We start from the raw sequence: 18407 nt of genomic DNA, 5'->3' as shown, positions 1-18407 counted from the left end.
CAAGGCCCACGGACATGTTCCGGTCATCGGTTCCTACCCGCATTACCACGACTACTACCACTACCATCAGAGGACGCAAAGGCCATGCATATCGCGGTTACCGGCGCCGCCGGCTTTCTCGGACAACGCCTGATCCAACGGCTACTCGATCGCGGAGAGCTGCGCGGGCACGCCATCACGAGGCTTACGCTGCTCGACCAGGTGGAGGCCGAGGCGCCCGGCGGGTCGGGTGTCGAGGTGGTTACCCAGGCGTGCGACATCACCGCGGACGGGGCCTTCGACGCGATGCTCGACGCGCGACCGGACGTGATCTACCACCTGGCGGCGGTGGTCAGCTCGGCGGCCGAGGCCGATCTCGACCTTGGCCTTGCCGTCAACCTGGACGCCACCCGGGCCCTGCTCGAGGGGTGCCGACAGCGTGATCTGGCGGCAACACGCCTGATCATGGCGAGCTCCGTCGCGGCCTACGGCGGCGAGCTGCCGGAGACGCTCGACGACATGACGGCGCTCCATCCCCAGAACTCCTATGGCGCACAGAAGGCCATCTGCGAGCTGTTGATCAACGACTACAGCCGGCGTGGCCTGGTCGATGGCCTGGTGTTGCGGCTGCCGACCATCGTGATCCGTCCCGGCCGGCCCAATGCCGCCGCCTCAAGCTTCGCCTCCAGCATCATGCGCGAGCCCTTGAGCGGAGAAGAGGCCATCTGCCCGGTACCTACGGAGCTCGAGCTCTTCGTCATGTCGCCCGGCAAGGTCGTCGATGCCCTGGTGCACGGCGCCGAGATCGACGGCGAGGCGCTCGGCCCGTTTCGCGCCTTCATGCTGCCCGGTATCACCGTCAGCGTCGCCGAGATGATCGAAACCCTGGGGGAGGTGGCTGGCCCGCAGGCGGTCGAGCGGATTCGCCACGAGCCGGATACGCAGATCCAGACCATCGTGGGCGGCTGGCCCACCCGATTCCATACCCGGCGCGCCGCTGCGCTGGGCTTCGCGCGCGACAGGGACTTTCGCGACATCCTCCAGGCGTTTCAGGAAGAGCGCCACTGACCCCCGGGGTCACTCAAGCGTGTCCAACCCAACCGAGGTGATAACAATGACAGCTCACTTTGCACGCAAGACGCTTACCACCGCCATCACCGGTGCCAGCCTGGCCTTTCTGGCCCTGCATGCCCAGGCGGCGCAGACCGTCAACCTGGGGCACGCCCTGTCGGACAGCTCCCACTACTCCGTGGGTGCCGATGCCTTCAAGGAGACCCTCGAGCGCCTGAGTGATGGCGAGTTCGAGGTAGTCGAGCATACCGCCGGGGCGCTGGGCGGCGAGCGCGCGATGATCGAGGGGCTGCAGATCGGTACGGTGGATGTCGTGATCACCTCCACCGGGCCGCTCGGCAACTTCGTGCCGGAAACCTACGTTCTCGACCTGCCGTTCCTGTTCGAGGACTACGACCAGGCACGCTGTGTGCTGGACAGCGAGATCGGCCAGGAACTGCTCGACAAGATGAGCGATCACGACATCGTGGGGCTGGCCTGGTCGGAAAACGGTTTCCGCCACATGACCAACAGCCAGCGCTCCGTCAAGACGCCGTCGGATGCCGAAGGCCTCAAGGTGCGCACCATGGAGAATAAGGTGCATATGGCGGCCTTCGAGCAGATGGGCGTGCATCCGACGCCCATGGCGTTCCCGGAGGTGTTCACCGCACTTCAGCAGGGTACCGTGGACGGCCAGGAGAACCCGATCACCGTCATCGTGGCCACCAAGTTCTGGGAGGTACAGGACCACCTGTCACTGACCGGTCACGTCTACTCGCCGGCCGCCGTGCTGGGCTCGCCGATCCTGCTCGACGGCCTCTCCGACGAGGAGCGTGGCTGGTTCGTCGAGGCATCCCGGGCTGCCGCGGAGGCGACGCGTGAAGAGGTCTCGCGCCTCGAGCGTGAAGGTATTGCGCTGCTGCGCGAGAACGGTATGAGCGTCGAGACGGAGATCGACAAGGCTCCCTTCCAGGAAGCGGTACAGCCGGCCTACGAGATCTACACCGAGCAGTACGGCAGCGAGATGCTGGACCGCATTCGTGCCAGCGACTGCTGACCCGCCATGACGATAGCCCGGCCCATTCAGGGCCGGGAGCCCCATAGCGAAAGGTGGCCGTAATGCTGCGACTCTTTCTGCGCCTCGAGCAGCAGACGACACGTCTGGCGCTGCTCGGCGCAATCGTGATGCTGATCATCTCCGTCAGCCTGGGCTTCTACCAGGTGCTGACCCGCTTCGTGTTCGACGCGCCGTCGACCTGGTCCGAGGTGATCTCGCGTTCGACCATGATCTGGTGCGTCTTCCTCGGCGCGGCCGCCGGGTTTCGTGGTGGTTTCATGATGTCGGTGGAGGTCATCTATCGCCTGCTTCCCCGTCGCAGGCTGATCTGGCTCGAGGCTTTCATCGCGCTGTGCTGTGCCATCGTGCTGGTGGTGCTGATCGTGTTCGGCATCGCCATGATGCTGCGCGTGCGCAACCAGATGCTCTCCGGCCTCGAGATCTCCATCGCCTGGGCCTATGCCGCCATGCCGGTGGGCTCTGCGTTCGCCTTGATCGCCGTGCTGGCCCGCCTCGTTGCCCAGGCACTGGGCATCGACCAGATCGGCCCGGTGACCGAAGACACCCTGCAGGAAACGCCCATCGTGGCAGAGAGGAGTGATACCCCATGAATGCTGCCATCGGCCTGTCGCTGATCATCCTGTTTGCCCTGGGCGTGCCGATTGCCGTCTCGATCGTGCTGGCCTCGATCATCGGCATCGAGTTCTTCTCGCGCCTGCCCCTGCTGCTGGTCCCCCAGCAGATGTTTGTCGGCATCGACCACTTCCCGCTGATGGCGATCCCGTTCTTCATCCTGGCCGGTAACCTGATGGCGGCGGGGGGCATCTCGCGGCGCCTGGTCGATCTGGCCAAGTCCATCGTCGGTGGCCTGCAGGGCGGGTTGGCCATGACCTGCGTGCTCACCTGCATGATGTTTGCCGCGGTGTCGGGATCCAGCGTGGCGACGACCTTCGCCATCGGCTCCATCCTGATCCCGGCGATGGTCAAGCATGACTACCCTCGGCCGCTGGCGGCCTCGATCCAGGCCTCCTCGGCCGAGCTTGGGGTGCTGATTCCCCCGTCGATCCCGCTGATCCTCTACGGCGTCAGCACCGATACCTCGATCGGCAAGCTGTTCATCGCGGGTATTGGTCCCGGGCTGCTGATCGGGGGCGCGTTGCTGCTGTTCCTCTACCTGTTCTGCAAGGTCCGGGGCTACGGCCTCAAGGATCGGGAGGACCGGGAGGCCTTCCCGACCGCGTTCAAGCGAGCCTGGGCCGCGATGCTGATGCCGGTGGTGGTGATCGGAGGGATCTACGGCGGGGTGTTCACCCCCACCGAGGCGTCCGCCGTCGCCGTGGTCTACGCCCTGGTGGTGGGCGGGCTGGTCTACCGCGAGCTCAGCTGGGCGGAGCTGGTGCCCATCCTCAAGGAGAGCGTGATCTCCACCGCGGCGGTGATGCTGATCATCTCGGCCGCGGCGCTGTTCAGCTTCCTGATCAGCCGTTCGGGGTTGCCGACCCAGGTGGCGGGGTGGGTCACCCAGGTCTTCGAGAGCCCCTGGACCTTCCTGCTGGCGGTCAACGTCATGCTGCTGGTGATCGGCATGTTCATCGAGACCTCCGCCGCCATCCTGGTGCTCGCGCCCATCTTCACCCCGATCGCGATGCAGTACGGGATCGACCCGGTCCACTTCGGGCTGATCGTGGTGGTCAACCTGGCGCTCGGCATGTTCACCCCGCCGTTGGGCGTGAACCTGTTCGCCGCCTGCGCGGTGGCCAAGCTCTCTATCGACCAGCTGCTGCCCTGGCTGGTGAGGTTTGTGCTGGTGGTGCTGGCCTGTCTGCTGGCCATCACCTACATGCCCTGGATCTCCCTGGGGCTGGTGGATCTGCTCTATTGATATCGTCGACAACAACAAGGAGTGACAGATGACGGAACCGCTCGAGTACCCCCGCCCGCAGGCGTTGATCGGTGGGGAGTGGGTCACCACGCCGCATACCCTGGAGGTGGAGACGCCGTCCTACGGCGAGGTCATCACACGGATAGCACGCTGCCAGGCCGCTGAGGTGGGGGCGGCCGTTCAGGCGGCGCGCCAGGCCTTCAGCGGTGAACTGGGCGAGTGGGCGTCCTGGACGGCACGGCGCCGCAGCGAATGGTTGCTGGGGTTCGCCGCCGCCATCGAGGCGGATCATGAACGCCTGGCCCGTCTCGAGTGTGCCGACACCGGAAAGCCGATGACCCAGGCGCGGGGGGATATCACCGCCTGCGCGCGCTACTTCCGGTTCTACGGCGGTGCCGCCGACAAGCTGCATGGCGAGACCATCCCGTTCGAGAATGACTTCGCGGTCATGACCCTGCGTGAACCCTATGGGGTCTGTGCGCAGATCATCCCCTGGAATTACCCTGCCCAGATCTTCGGGCGCTGCGTGGCGGCGGCCCTGGCGGCGGGTAACACCGTGGTGCTCAAGCCGGCGGAGGATGCCTGCCTCAGCGTGCTGCGACTGGCGGAGCTGGCGGTGGAGCAAGGGCTGCCACCCGGCGCGCTCAACCTCGTGCCCGGCCTGGGACACGAGGCGGGCGCCGCGCTGTCGGCGCATCCGGAGGTTGACCACCTGTCGTTTACCGGGTCACCGGAGACGGGCACCCTGGTGACCCAGGCGGCCGCCGAGCATCATGTGCCGGTGACCATGGAGCTGGGGGGCAAGTCGCCCCAGCTGGTGTTCGCAGATGTTGACCTCGACGCCGCGCTGCCCTTCCTGGTGCGTGGCATCATCCAGAATGCTGGTCAGACGTGCTCGGCCGGAAGCCGCCTGCTGGTGCAGCGGTCGATCGCCGACCGGGTGCTGGAACGGCTTGCCGAACGCTTCTCGGCGCTGCGTTGTGACGTGGGGGAGGCCGACGCCGACTGTGGTCCGCTGATCAACGCCCGGCAGAAGGCCAAGCTGGAGGCACGGCTGGAGGCGGCGGCCCGTGATGGCATCCGCTCCCTGGCCCAGGGCCGGATCGCAGAGGGGGCGCCGGCAGGGGGGCACTTCGTGGCCCCTAGGGTGTTGACCGATATCCCCGCAGGCCACGAGGTGCTACGCGAGGAGCTCTTCGGCCCGGTGCTGGCGGTCCAGGTCTTCGATGACGAGGCAGAGGCGCTCTCGCTTGCCAATGCAACGGACTTCGGTCTGTGTGCCGGCATCTGGACACGCGATGGTGGCCGTCAGCTGCGACTGGCGAAGGGGATCCGCAGCGGCCAGGTATTCGTCAACAATTATGGGGCCGCCGGCGGCATCGAGCTGCCCTTCGGCGGCGTGGGCCGTTCCGGCCATGGTCGCGAAAAGGGGTTCGAGGGTCTGCGCAGTTACACACGAATCAAGACGGTGGCATTGCACCACGGCTGAGGCCACGGACAGGAGAGGAGAAACGCATGGAGAATCGTCAGCGCATAGGCCTGATCGGGGCGGGCCTGATGGGGCACGGTATCGCCCGCAATATCCTGAAGGCCGGCTATCCCCTGGTCATTCTGGATCACCCCGGCAATCAGCCGCTGGACGACCTGCTGTCGGCCGGTGGCACGTTGGCGGCCACGCCGCGCGAGGTGGCCGAGCGCTCGGAGGTGGTCATTCTCTGCGTGACGGGCACCCCCCAGGTGGAGAGCGTGCTCTTCGATACCGATGGCGTGTCAGAGGGATTGCGAGAAGGCGCCCTGGTCATCGACTGTTCGACGGCCATCCCGAGTGCCACCCGGGCCATTGCCGAGCGCATCGCCGAGGCGGGGGGCCGCTTCATGGATGCCGCCATGACTCGGACGCCTAAGGAGGCCGAGGAGGGAAGGCTGAACCTGATCGTCGGGGCCCCGGAGGCGCTGTTCACCGCCACCCGGCCACTGCTCGAGACCTTCGCCGAGAACATCGCCCATGCCGGCGAGGTCAGCGCCGGTCATACCCTGAAGCTGCTGCACAACTTCGTCTCCCTGGGCTTCTCGGCGGTACTCGCCGAGGCGACCGCGGCCTCTCGCCAGGCAGGCATCGACGATGCCGCGCTGCTCGAGGTGCTGGGCAAGGGCGGGGGCGGCGGCGTGGTATTCGAGCGCCTGCGTCCCTTCATCGAGAGCGGTGACGCCTCCGGGTTCCGGTTCAGCGTGGCCAATGCCACCAAGGACCTGGGCTACTACCACGCGATGACGGAAGCGCTGGGGGCGCGGCGTGACGTCGCCCTGGCGGTGGAGGGGCTGTATCGTGGCGTCGAGCCACAGGACCTGCTGGTGCCCGAGGTGATCGGCGTGCTGGCCGATACCCGCTGCTGATGGCGCCAGGGGCTTCATCGGGGCTCTCCCACCGGCAGCAGGGCCTGCTCCTGACCGGTGGCGGAGCCCTTGTCATGTCCCCCGATGCCTTGCTGATCAAGCTTGCCGCGCTGCCCGATGCCGAGATCCTGATGTGGCGAGGCTTTCTCTCCGGGCTGGGCTTCTTCCTGATTACCCTGGCCCGTCATGGGCGCGGCACCCTGGGCATCTATCGCCGATGCGGCGGCACCGGCATCGCCGTGGCCCTGCTGTTCAGCCTGACCACCTGCGGCTTCGTGCTGGGCAACCAGTACACCAAGGCCGGCAATGTCCTGATGATCCTTGCCGCCGCGCCCCTGATCGCGGCGCTGCTCTCGCGCCTCATCCTCGACGAGCGGTTGCCGCGGCGCACCTGGCTGGCGATCGGTGCCTGCATGCTGGGTATCGGCATGATCGTGATCGATGATGCCGGCGCGGGAAGCTGGCTTGGCAACGGCTTCGCCCTGATAGCCGCGACGACACTGGCGCTCAACTTCACGCTGTGCCGACGCCGACCGGGGATCGACATGAGCCCCATGCTGGTGTTCAACGGCCTGATCGTCGGCAGCGGGGCGGCGCTGGTGCTGCTGATTGGCAGAGGGCAGCTACCTCTGCCCGGCCTGCAAAGCGGCGCCTATGTCCTGCTGCTGTGCCTGTTCATCGTGCCGGTCGGTGTCACCCTGCTGCAGCGCGGGCCGCTCTACTTGCCGGCGGCCGAGGTGGGCCTGCTGCTGTTGCACGAGGTGGTGATGGGCACGCTGTGGGCCTGGGGCATCCTGGGTGAGCAGCCCAGTGCCGTGGCGCTGTTGGGCGGCGCCCTGGTGCTGGGGACGCTGACAGCGAAAGGATTATATGAGCGTCAGTTGGAGCTCAACATACGTAAGCGTGTATCGCTCGAATAACGCCATCTCCATCCGTTGCCGAGTCCTCGGGGTGCTACAACACCCCGAGAGCCGTTTCATGGTATCGCGCTACTCAAATCGCAAATCCTGATAGGCCGTGTAGGCACTGAGCACAGTTTCCATCTGTGCAGTATGCGCTTGAACGAAGGCGTGGCCGCTCAGTGTTTCATCGGGGTACTCGGTGATGAGCATTAAGGGCGTGAGCTGGTCGTCGTCCTCGGCTAGCAGGTAGGGGAATCCATGTCGCATGGGAAATGTCAGTGACCCGGCATGGGCTTCGAAGTGCGCCACCTGTGTCGCATTGAAGTCGACGAGACCGGGTACCTTGGAAAGTGAACGTGTGACGGCCTCAATCAACTGTTCCGCTGCGTTTTGCATACCTGCCCGATGGCGCACAATCAGAAAAAAACCCTTGGGAATCGTCCACATGTCAAACCCCCGTGGCACATAGCCAGTCAAGGGGCGAGTCCATTCATGCGCAGGGTAGCCATGCAGGTTGACGTGGAGAGCTGGGCCGGACGTCGCAACGGCTTGCTCGCGAATCGCCAGCTCGAAGGGCTCACCCAGTGGTTGGTTCTGTAAATCGTTACCGAAAGCGGTGTAGCGCGCCGCATGGTGCATGTGGCGGGGCTGTGATGCCACCAGGTGGCCTTGCAAGGCATAGCCATCCGGGTTCTCCAAGGGAGAGAGCACGAAATGCGCACCGGGACGTTGCGATAGGGCGGTTCCGGCCCGCAACGCCCCAACGATGCCAGACGGCTCATTGGCATGTTGCCCGGCACTGATGATGACGGGACGATCACTTCCCTCAATATACCGCGCGTTTACGCGGCGACCGGCACGGGTTTGGGCCTCTAGCGGTTGGCCTCCCAGCGCATCAAGTATCTCCGTCAGTTGTTCAACACCGAGAGCACTTTGTGCCGTATCAAGCGATACGCGCTCGCGCGAGGGATCAGCAAGTGTTAGAGGCTCTAGGGTAATCCCCAGGTAGGGGGCACTACCTTTTGTCAGTACCTCAGGGACAATCTGGCCCGGTTGAATGGAGCGGTCTCCCAGCGGCAGCCCGGCGTAGTGCTGAAAGTATTCAAGGACGGAAAAGTAAAGGTCCTCGTGGAGGGCCTCGGCAAGGCTGATATGCTCATCACCCCAATTGAGACGTTGATCATGACAGGGGAGGTGTACAGTGAACTTCAGCGTGTCAAAGTAAGGCGCATGAGCCCCCCAAGGGTGCTGCGATATCACACGAATTGCACTTTGAAACAGCGCTTCATAATCTGTCAGTACTTCACGTTGTTCTACAGTGCCATCAGGTGAGGTTAGCTGCAGCCAGCCGCAGGGTGAGCACTGAGCCTGACCCACGTGATCGGTGTGGTGGCGATTAGGTGCGGCGACGACATGGATATCGTCGGTTCCCGACGCTCTCGTTGCTTTCACACGGTAGTACGGGGTGGAGGTCTCAATCGCTATCCAATGAAGCGTGACGCCATCAGGTAACATCGCCGAGAGTGGATACGCTTCCAACAAGAAGCGCTGTGGTGCGTTGTCGAGGGTAGGATATTCAATGGTCAGACTGGATAAGTCGTTCCAGGTAAACTCTTCAATGAAGAAATGCACCAAGGGTTTATATGCACTGCGTACATGAGCCTTTAGGCCGGCCTTCTTCAGCGTGTTTTCTGCCCATTGACGCTCCTGGCGGTCATCGAATACCCATGCATCTAGGCTGTAACCCTCGTATTCACCCGTTGCGTACTCGTCAACCAGCGAACGTGTCGTCCGAGGGAAGTCGCGTTCCAAGAGCGTAGACGCCGTATTTTGCAGGAATGTGGTCATAATGAAGTCCGTCCAGTTGGATCAAGGGCATCCCGTAGCCAGTCGCCGAGAAGGTTTAACCCCAGTACCGTGAAGAGAATGGCGAGACCTGGAAATACGCTGACCCACCATGCGGTTTGAAGATAGGTTCGGCCCTCTGCCAGCATGCCGCCCCAGCTGGGAATTACGGGATCAACCCCCAGTCCCAGGAATGTCAGGCTGCTTTCGAGAAGAATGTTGTTAGCCACATTGAGCGTCATTAAAACGATTACCGGACCAATCAAGTTGGGTAGCAGATGTTGGAAAAGGATTCTGACATCATTCACACCTATCGCCTTGGCTGACAAGATGAACTCACGGTCTCGTAATGACAGTACTGAGCCCCTAACCAGGCGGGCATACTGTACCCACTGCGAGATGATAAGAAGAATGATCATGTTAGTCAGGCCACCACCAATCACCGCAATGAAAGTGATGGCAAGCAAGATGAACGGCAAGGCAAGCTGTACATCAGCAAACCTCATGACGATGACGTCAATAAACCCACCATAGTAGCCTGATACTAGTCCCATGATAATGCCGACAATGACAGCGCCGAGTGCCGAATAGACGCCTACCTTCAATGAAATCTCACCACCGATAATGACACGGGTGAGGATGTCACGACCTAGTGGATCCGTTCCAAGCGGAAAGGCTGGCTCAGCGAGCGGAGGGGTTAACCGATAGGCGAGATTAAGCTCGGAGCCACCAGGGAAAAGCCAACCAGAAAATATGACGGCGAGGCCTATGCTACCTACCAGCAATATACCGAGTATAAACTCTAGGTTCTTAAAGCGCTGCAGCTTATTGGTCTTTGCATCCGTTGTCATGGTTTAATCCTTCCGCACTCGGGGGTCGACCAGGCCGTACGCAATATCAACCGCTAAGTTGATGGAGATAATCAGCAGGGAAAGGACTGTGATTACACCTTGCAAGACCGGATAGTCACGTGCTGAGACGGCTTCAAATGCTAATGTGCCCAATCCGGGCCAATTGAAAACACGTTCCACCACAACAATGCCACCCAACAAGCCGCCAAACTGAAGGCCAAAGTACGTGATCAGCGGGATGGAACAGTTACGCAGCGCATGTTTATACAACACCTTGGTGTTGGACAGCCCTTTGGCGCGAGCCACCATGATGTACTGCGAGCGCAGAGTTTCCAGCATCGTGGTACGGACCAGCCGGACATTGGTGGCCGTGAGGATAATGCCCATGGTGACAGCCGGCATGATAAAACTGGCAAAACCTTCCATACCGCTCGGTGGTAGCAGGTTAAATGTAATGGAAAATAGCAGTACCAGCATGATGGCAAGCCAGAAGTTCGGGAATGATAATCCGATTAGCGAAAAAATCCGGATCATTTGATCTGGCCAACGGCCCCGGGATGTGGCCGCTTTGATGCCCAAGGGTATTGAGACGACGATAGACACCAATAGCGAGGCGAATGCCAACGAGAGGGTGGCTGGCAAGGCGCGACTGATCAGGTCACTGACCGGTGTGCCTCCCATGAAGCTTCGCCCAAAGTCACCTACCAGAATGCCTTTCAAGAAATTAAGGTATTGTGTGATGAATGGTTGGTTTAATCCCAGCGCTTCGCGAATTCTGTCCAGATCCGCTTCGGTGATGCTGCCTGCCCCTTGTGCCAGCATGACAGCAGGATCACCGGTCAACCGAATAGCGAATGAGACGATCAGCGTGACCGCTATCACCACAAAAATGGCTTGCAGTATTCGGTATAGAAGAAACTTTGCCACTTTGACCTCTCAATTGATCCCAAATATATAGACTGTTGGGAAAAAACATACCCGGCCTCGCTATGAGGCCGGCTACATGACGTCGATTATTCGTCTGCTACATCAACGTTGGTCAGGCGAATACGATTATCGGGTGCAGGTTCAAAGTTTTGTACCCTGTCGCGAACACCGTAGAGGGCATTGATGCTGTAGAGCGGCATTTCCAGTGCTCTATCTTGCGTATAGCGGGCAATCGACTGCAGGAGGTCTTCACGTTTTTCCTGGTCCGTAATACTGCGCTGCTCTTCGAGCATTGCATCCAATTCTTCATCACTGTCGTACGGGTTCCAACGCTCGCCGGTGTGATACATCAGATAGGCGGTGTTGTCGTAGTCAAATGTCCAGCCACCCCATTTCTGCTGGAACATTTCGCCAGTGCGACCTGGCGGAATGATGTCGTTGAGCAGTACATTGGTTTCGTAGGGCTGGATGGAGGCATTGATGCCGACAGCTTGGAGATAAGACGCCACTACCTGGGCTACCTCGCCAAAGGTGGCATCGTTGCCTCGCACATCAATTTGGACACTAGCGCCCGGTTCTACCCCTGCCTCCTTGAGCAGCTCCTTAGCACGCTGTGGGTCATACGGCAGCGGTTCCATCTCCGGATCATTACCAAAGGATTGAGCACTTTGGAAGCTGGCAATCATTTGGCCTTCGCCAGCAAGAATGGCATCGATGATAGCCTGTCGATCAACAGCCATGATCATTGCTTTCCTGACACGCTCATCAGCCGTAATACCATTTTGCGTATTGAATCGAATGGCTTCGACGGTAGGGGAAGCCACACTCATGACCTGTGTGTCTTCATCGTTTTCTATCGTTTCAATCATTCCAATGGGGATAGTGGGCGGAATGACGATATCAACACGGCCAGCCTGAAGTTCTGCCACCGCAGTGGAGGGCTCTGTGATAAAGCGATACGTCACTTCGTCTAGCTTTGGTGCGCCTGCCCAGTGATCTTCGAAGGCCTCAAGTTCCACCGATTCCCTGGGTGTATACTCCACAACCTGGAATGGACCCGTTCCCACCGGGTTAGTGTTGAAGTGATCATCACCATGTTCAGTAATGTACTGCGGAGGCACGATCATGGCCCCATAACCTGCGAGCTTGGTTAGCAGCACTGGGTCGGGTTCATTCAAATGAAAGTCGACAGTCACGTCGTCTATGACTTCAACATTGTCAATGGCAGTATAATTTGAGCGCTGAGGCCCTTGTGCACCTTCATCACCTAACAAACGATCAAACGTGAATTTCACCGCTTCGGCATTGAAAGGTTCACCATTGTGAAAGGTGACATCTTCACGCAGTGTGAAGCGAATGCGCGTGCCGTCATCCAGCACTTCCCAGTCTGTTGCGAGGCCAGGGACGAGCTCAAGATCAGGGCCCCGGTAGGTTAATCCATCAAAAATATTGGTCGCGACGGATGCCCAGTTCACCAAAAACGTATCGATGGGATCCCAGCTGCCCGGATCCTGAGGCGAGGACAAGGTTAACGAGCTCGCTTGCGCGGTGGCGGAAAGCGACACTCCCAGCGCAGCGCCGGCAATGAGGCTTGCTAACACAGTCTTCTTTATTTTCAACATGTTCGACTCCTGGGTTTGTCCATCTCAAGACATTGCTTGAGTCTAATATCCACACAGCTCAACGTGGTTGTTGAGTATGTGTCACCACAGTAGAGTTCAGGAAGCATAGCTTACTGAACTCTCTGGTTCTTGTGCCACAAAGTGGCCTGGCCCGTGTTCGATGAGTGTGAGATGTTCCGGCTCATCACCGACTTTTCGGATTGGGCTGAGAATGTCGCCTTGTAGCAGGGTTCGTGTGCGTCGCTTGCTTGGGTCCGCTACTGGTACGGCGCTAAGTAACTTGCGTGTATAAGAGTGTTGTGGGCTGTCGAAGACGGCTTGGCGTTCACCCATTTCCACGATTTGGCCTAGGTGAAGCACCGCTACTCGATGACTCATCTTCTCTACGACCGCCATGTCGTGACTGATGAAGAGGTAGGCGAGGCCTTCTTCTTGTTGCAGTTCCATCAACAAATGAATAATTTGAGCTTGGATTGATACATCCAGAGCAGAAAGTGCTTCATCAGCGATGATCAGTTTTGGTTTGCACGCCAGTGCTCTCGCAATGCAGATACGCTGGCGTTGCCCCCCCGAAAATTCATGCGGATATCGGTCTGCCTGCGCGGCAGTCAACCCGACGCGCTTAAGTAATTCATTGACACGATCCTTGATCTGTTGATTGCCTTTCAGCAGTCCGTGTGTGCGGATCGGTTCCGCAATGGAAAAACCTACAGTTTTCCTGGGGTCAAGCGATGCAAAGGGGTCCTGGAAGACATATTGTACCTGTTGTCGGAGTTTCATCTTTTCGATACGTGACATATCGGCGATGTTCTTGCCGTTAAATCTTATAGCACCGCTAGTAGATTCTTGAAGTTTTTGTATGGTTCTGCCTATGGTTGATTTGCCGGAACCTGATTCTCCTACCAGCGCAAGTGTTTCTCCAGGGTAAATGTTGAAGCTGACATTCTCCACAGCGTGAACTCTGTGACTAACCCCACCAAAAAAACCTTTACGTATTTCAAACCGGGTTATCAGGTTTTCGATTTCTACGACGGGTGGCTCACTTGTTCGTGCGGTGTCCTGTTGTCGACTCTCACCGACGGTGCGTGTCGTGTCGCCTTCTATTTCGATCAAGGGATCCATGCGCGGAAACGTTTCACCCTTCATGCTGCCGAGTTTTGGCACAGCGGCAAGCAGCGCTTGGGTATATGGATGGCTTGGCTTGGAAAAGATGCTCTCCACCGTACCTTCTTCTACTTTTTTACCTTTGCGCATTACCACGACCTGATCGGCCATTTCGGCGACCACGCCCATATCGTGGGTAATGAAGATCACGCCCATGCCTAACTCTTGCTGCAAGTCACGCATGATGGTCAGAATCTGTGCCTGTATCGTGACGTCCAGTGCCGTGGTGGGCTCGTCAGCAACCAGCACTTTGGGCCTGCATGCCAGCGCCATGGCGATCATCACGCGCTGGCGCATGCCTCCTGAAAGCTGGTGAGGATATCGGTCAAGTAATGCTCCGGCATCCGGGAGGCGAACCAGTTCCAAGAGTTTCTGGGCTTCGGTATATGCTGATTTCTTGGTGTGCTTCTCGTGAAGCATCAGTACTTCAGCGATTTGATCACCGATGGTATAGACAGGGTTCAATGATGTCATTGGTTCTTGGAAAATCATCGCAATGTCTTTTCCACGAACCTTGCGCATGTCGTTTTCTGACAGAGTTGTTAATTCAATAGGAGAAGAGGTGCCTTCCTCACTTCGAAATTGAATGGACCCTTCGCTGATAGTTGCGTTGAGGTATTCCACCAATCGCATGATGGCCAAGGAAGTCATCGACTTCCCTGACCCTGACTCCCCAACAATGGCGGTGGTTTTTCCGGGGAAAACATCAAAGCTTAGCTTGTCAACTACGCGATTGGATCCGAAATTCACGCTCAGTGACCGTACCGAAAGAGTGGGTGCCGTTGTCACGGGAATGGATCCTCCCAATAGTCAGCGCTTAAGATGGTGTGGCGCATGGTGTTGGTTGTTAGTTGGCACTGTTGAAAATGATGCCACTGCCAGGATACGAGTTCAGCATTGATTTTCTCTAACATTAGTCACTCTATCCATGACGTGAATTGTTTGTCAATTCGGCTAGTCTGGGTAATGCATCAGACATGAACTCGCCTCATTCACGAGGGTGCTGATCGGGCGGTCTGAAGGTGCTGGCTGGCGGCATCGCTTCTCAGGATCGGCCTCTTCAGCGCGAGTGGCCGTTGAAAAATGCCATTACGCGGCCTTCCCGCCTTCTTATATCTTTTTGGAATCAAATTCGGCCATCCAAGCAGTCGTGATCGCCGGACGCCGCTCCGGTCGCTCGCGTTCTGATGCTGTGGTGGTCTCGCCGGGCGTCAGCTCAGTGCGGTCAGCTTCGGCAGCCCTTTTAGCAGCGCCGGCTAGCACTTGTTGGCGGCGGCACCCGTGATGAACGGTGATGCGCCGAGCAAGCAGTCTCAGCGTGGCGGCAACCTTGAGCACCTGCTCGCGCATTCGACTCAGGCTCCAGCCTTGCCGAGTTTGCCGCTCCAGCGGGCAGCGCAGGCCATGCAAGACCAGGTAGGCGTAGAGGCTGAGCTGCAGGCTCATCTCGTTGCGCACCCTCATGTCCTGAACGGTGGAAGCGCCGCGATCGGTCGACGAGAGGTGTACTTCGAGCGCCGACTTCACCTCGCACATGTGCGCCTCGGCGCTGCCGCGCTTGCGGTAGGGCGCCAGGACCCTATGGCGGGCGCACCGCGATGGAGTGCGCCGTGTGATCGTCCTGCCCCTGCGGTCGTGTGAACGGCTGGCGACGAGGGTTACACTGTCTTCACCCCGAGCAGCGGAGCCCCCGGCCGTGAACGTCATCATGTTTACCAACACCTACCTGCCGATCGTCGGCGGGGTGAGCGAGTCGGTGCAGCGCCTGGCGGTGAGCCTGCGCGAGCTCGGCCACCGGGTGCTGGTGGTGGCGCCGCGCCTGGATGGCCAGCCGGAGGCGGAGCAGGACGTGGTGCGGGTCGCGGCGGTGCAGCACTTCAACGGCAGCGACTTCTCGCTGCCGGTGCCGATCCCCGGTCAGCTCCACGAGGCGGTGGAGGCCTTCGACCCGGACATCGTGCACTCTCATCACCCCTTCCTGCTCGGCGACACCGCGGCGCGCACCGCCGAGACCTACGGCCTGCCGCTGGTGTTCACCCACCACACCCTCTACGAGCACTACACCCACTACGTGCCCGGCGACTCGCCGCGCATGCAGCGCTTCGCCGTGGCGCTGGCCACCGAGTACACCCGGCTGTGCGACGAGGTGATCGCGCCCAGCGAGAGCATCCGCCGGCTGCTGATCGAGCGCGGGACCAACCTGGCGATCAGCGTGGTGCCGAGCGGCGTGGACACGCGCCGCTTCGCGGCGGGCGACGGGCGGGCCTGGCGCGAGCGGCTGGGGATTCCCGAGGAGGCCTGCGTGGTCGGCCACCTGGGTCGGCTGGCCTTCGAGAAGAACCTCGACTTCCTGGCGCGCGCCATCGGCCTGGCGCTGGGACGCGACGCGCACCTCCACTGCCTGGTGGTGGGGGAGGGGGAGGCGCAAGCGGCCATGGAGGCGCGCTTCGAGGAGGCCGGGGTCGGTGCCAGGGTGCACTTCACCGGGCGGCTGCAGGGTCAGGCGCTGATCGATGCCTACCACGCCATGGACCTCTTCGCCTTCGCCTCCCACAGCGAGACCCAGGGCATGGTGGTGGCCGAGGCGATGGCCACCGGGCTGCCGGTGGTGGCCCTGGATGCCCCCGGGGTGCGCGAGGTGGTGCGGGACGGCGAGAACGGTCGCCTGCTGGAGGGCGACGATGCCGAGGCGATGGCCGAGGCCCTGACGGCGCTGGTCGAGCCCGCGGCGCGCTCGCCCCTGGCAGAGGGGGCGCAGCGGACCGCGGCGGCCTTCGACGAGGCCCGCTGCGCCGAGCGCTGCCTCGACGTCTACCGGCGTGCCATCGCCGCCGGTGGCCCCTTCACCCATGCCGAGGAGGGGGGCTGGGAGCGGGTGAGACACCGCCTGGGGGCGGAGTGGCAGATGCTTCGCCATCGTGGCCGGGTGCTGGGCAAGCTGGTCCACGCCACCTGGGAGGAGGAGCGTCCGGACTGGTGGCCCGGCGGGCCGGCGAAGTGATCAGCGCCACCGGCGACGATCGGCCCAGCGCTTGAGCGCCACCAGCAGCAGCACCGCCAGCAGCAGGCCTCCGGCACCCCAGGCGAGCTCGCCGCGGCTCTCGGCGGTGGCCAGCTCCCCCAGCTGGCTGCCCAGCAGCGTGACCCCGGCGAGCCCGGGGGCGATCCCCAGCGCCGAGCCCACCAGGTAGTCGCGCAGGCGCAGACGAAAGGCGCCGGCCATCATGTTGGTAAGGGTGAAGGGGGCCAGCGGCAGCAGGTTGACGACGGTCATGGTGCGGATGCCGCGGCCGGAGAGGTAGCGCGAGAGCCCCCTGAGGCGCTTGCCGCCGTGGCGCAGCAGAGCCTCGCGGCCGATGCGCCGGCCCACCCACCAGGTGACCAGCGAGGCGCCCAGGGTGCCTGCCAGGGCGTAGCCGAAGCCCCACCAGGGGCCGAACAGCAGCCCGGTCGCGCCTACCAGCAGGCTCAGCGGGAACATCACCAGCGAGGCACCGGCGTAGACCGCCATCACCACCAGCACTGCCCAAGGGGCGTCGCGCCAGCTGGGGGCCGAGGCGGCCAGCGCCTGCAGCGCCTCCAGGGACAGCACTCCCTCCCGGGCCAGCCACTGCCAGCCCAGCGCCAGGAGCAGCAGCGTCAGCACCACCACCAGCGGCAGCCACAGCGCGGCGGGGAAGCGGCGCAACGCCCTCATGTCCGCTGTTGTGCCAGGTAGTCGCCCAGCGCCTCGAGCACCTGTTCGATGGCGTCGTCGTCGAGGTCGCGGTGGACCACCAGGCGGGTGGCGTAGAGCAGCTCGACCAGGATCCCGCGCTCGGCGAGCCAGGCGCGCAGCGGGGCGACGTGGCGCTCGGGCACGCGCAGGAACACCATGTTGGTGGCCTGGTAGGCCACCTCGAGGTCGGGCAACGCGCGGATCCCCTCGGCCAGGCGCGCGGCGCGGCGATGATCGCCGGCGAGGTCGGCCACGTGGTGGTCCAGCGCATGGTGGCAGGCGGCGGCGATGATGCCGGACTGGCGCATGCCGCCGCCCAGCACCTTGCGCCAGCGCCGGGCGCTGTCGATCAGCTCGCGGGAGCCCGCCAGGGCCGAGCCCACCGGGGCGCCTAGCCCCTTGGAAAAGCACAGCGACACCGAGTCGAAGGGCGCGCAGAGCTCATCCAGTGAGGTGTCGCTTGCCACCGCGGCGTTGAACAGCCGGGCGCCGTCGAGGTGGGTGGCGAGGCCGTGTTCCCGGGCCAGCGCGGTGGCCGCCGCCACGTAGTCGGGGTCGAGCACGCGACCGCCGATGGTGTTCTCCAGCGCCAGCAGGCGGGTGCGGGCGAAGTGGAAGTCGTCGGGCTTGATCGCCGCGCGGATGCGCTCCAGGGGCAGCGAGCCGTCCTCGGCGTGCTCCAGCGGCTGGGGCTGGATGCCGCCGAGCACCGCGGCGCCGCCGCCCTCGTACTTGTAGGTGTGGGCCTGCTGGCCGGCGAGGTACTCGTCGCCGCGCTGGCAGTGGGCGAGCAGGGCGGCCAGGTTGCCCTGGGTGCCGCTGGGGAAGAGCAGGGCGGCGGCCTTGCCGGCGCGTTCGGCCACGGCGGCCTCGAAGCGCGCCACGCTGGGGTCGTCGCCCCAGACGTCGTCGCCCACCGGGGCGGCGTGCATCGCGTCGCGCATGGCGGCGCTGGGACGAGTGACGGTATCGCTGCGCAGGTCGATCATCGGCGCCTCCTGGGGACGGGCGGTGGG

15 protein-coding genes and 1 pseudogene are annotated in these 18407 nt (G+C 61.9%); 8 read left to right on the top strand and 8 right to left on the bottom strand.

Annotated features, from left to right (window positions below; genetic code table 11):
• Positions 1–84 precede the first annotated feature (84 nt).
• The 7 genes from denD (at position 85) to NFH66_RS12905 (ending at position 7282) form a co-directional block, all read left to right on the top strand.
• On the top strand, positions 85–1047 hold the full coding sequence (denD, locus tag NFH66_RS12935; RefSeq protein WP_349610633.1) for a D-erythronate dehydrogenase: 963 nt from the start codon (positions 85–87) through the stop codon (positions 1045–1047).
• Positions 1048–1093: 46 nt separating this feature from the next.
• Positions 1094–2086 (top strand): TRAP transporter substrate-binding protein, encoded by a 993-nt coding sequence (locus NFH66_RS12930; RefSeq protein ID WP_349610632.1) that lies wholly within the window; start codon positions 1094–1096, stop codon positions 2084–2086.
• A 62-nt stretch (positions 2087–2148) separates the two neighbouring features.
• Complete coding sequence (locus NFH66_RS12925; RefSeq protein WP_349610630.1) at positions 2149–2697, top strand: TRAP transporter small permease; 549 nt, start codon at positions 2149–2151, stop codon at positions 2695–2697.
• The gene (locus tag NFH66_RS12920; RefSeq protein ID WP_089676298.1) at positions 2694–3968 is read left to right on the top strand and encodes a TRAP transporter large permease; all 1275 of its coding nucleotides are present in this window, start codon (positions 2694–2696) and stop codon (positions 3966–3968) included. The genes NFH66_RS12925 and NFH66_RS12920 overlap by 4 nt, the downstream gene beginning before the upstream one ends.
• 28 nt (positions 3969–3996) lie before the next feature.
• Positions 3997–5457: an aldehyde dehydrogenase family protein gene (locus NFH66_RS12915; protein WP_349610629.1), complete on the top strand. Its 1461-nt coding sequence runs from the start codon at positions 3997–3999 to the stop codon at positions 5455–5457.
• Positions 5458–5483: 26 nt separating this feature from the next.
• A complete protein-coding gene (locus NFH66_RS12910) occupies positions 5484–6362 on the top strand; it encodes an NAD(P)-dependent oxidoreductase (RefSeq protein ID WP_349610628.1) in 879 nt (292 codons plus the stop codon).
• Between the two features lie 74 nt (positions 6363–6436).
• Positions 6437–7282, top strand: coding sequence for a DMT family transporter (locus tag NFH66_RS12905; protein WP_349610627.1), 846 nt, complete (start codon positions 6437–6439; stop codon positions 7280–7282).
• A gap of 69 nt (positions 7283–7351) precedes the next feature.
• Here the strand turns inward: NFH66_RS12905 and NFH66_RS12900 are convergent, their stop codons facing one another.
• From NFH66_RS12900 to NFH66_RS12875, 6 genes and pseudogenes are all read right to left on the bottom strand, one after another.
• Positions 7352–9112, bottom strand: a complete 1761-nt coding sequence (locus NFH66_RS12900) for a M14 family metallopeptidase (protein WP_349610626.1) — start codon at positions 9110–9112, stop codon at positions 7352–7354.
• Positions 9109–9960 (bottom strand): ABC transporter permease, encoded by an 852-nt coding sequence (locus NFH66_RS12895; RefSeq protein ID WP_349610624.1) that lies wholly within the window; start codon positions 9958–9960, stop codon positions 9109–9111. The genes NFH66_RS12900 and NFH66_RS12895 overlap by 4 nt, the downstream gene beginning before the upstream one ends.
• Before the next feature lie 3 nt (positions 9961–9963).
• The gene (locus tag NFH66_RS12890) at positions 9964–10887 is read right to left on the bottom strand and encodes an ABC transporter permease (protein ID WP_349610623.1); all 924 of its coding nucleotides are present in this window, start codon (positions 10885–10887) and stop codon (positions 9964–9966) included.
• 86 nt (positions 10888–10973) lie between these two features.
• Positions 10974–12506, bottom strand: coding sequence for an ABC transporter substrate-binding protein (locus tag NFH66_RS12885; RefSeq protein WP_502878677.1), 1533 nt, complete (start codon positions 12504–12506; stop codon positions 10974–10976).
• Positions 12507–12605: 99 nt separating this feature from the next.
• Positions 12606–14462, bottom strand: coding sequence for an ABC transporter ATP-binding protein (locus NFH66_RS12880; RefSeq protein ID WP_349610621.1), 1857 nt, complete (start codon positions 14460–14462; stop codon positions 12606–12608).
• A 467-nt stretch (positions 14463–14929) separates the two neighbouring features.
• Positions 14930–15254 (bottom strand): annotated as a pseudogene (locus NFH66_RS12875) (transposase); the annotation flags it as partial.
• A gap of 115 nt (positions 15255–15369) precedes the next feature.
• Here NFH66_RS12875 and NFH66_RS12870 point away from each other — a divergent pair.
• Entirely contained in the window at positions 15370–16674 is a 1305-nt protein-coding gene (locus NFH66_RS12870; protein ID WP_349610620.1) for a glycosyltransferase, read from the top strand.
• On the opposite strand, the gene NFH66_RS12865 is transcribed toward NFH66_RS12870, so the two are convergent.
• Together NFH66_RS12865 and ltaE are read right to left on the bottom strand one after the other, a co-directional pair.
• Complete coding sequence (locus NFH66_RS12865) at positions 16675–17370, bottom strand: TVP38/TMEM64 family protein (protein ID WP_349610619.1); 696 nt, start codon at positions 17368–17370, stop codon at positions 16675–16677.
• On the bottom strand, positions 17367–18380 hold the full coding sequence (ltaE, locus tag NFH66_RS12860; protein WP_349610618.1) for a low-specificity L-threonine aldolase: 1014 nt from the start codon (positions 18378–18380) through the stop codon (positions 17367–17369). The genes NFH66_RS12865 and ltaE overlap by 4 nt, the downstream gene beginning before the upstream one ends.
• Between the last annotated feature and the right edge of the window lie 27 nt (positions 18381–18407).

It is taken from the genome of Halomonas sp. H10-9-1, assembly GCF_040147005.1.
In the GTDB taxonomy this organism is placed as follows: Bacteria; Pseudomonadota; Gammaproteobacteria; order Pseudomonadales; family Halomonadaceae; genus Halomonas.
This window is presented reverse-complemented; position numbering and strand designations above follow the sequence as displayed.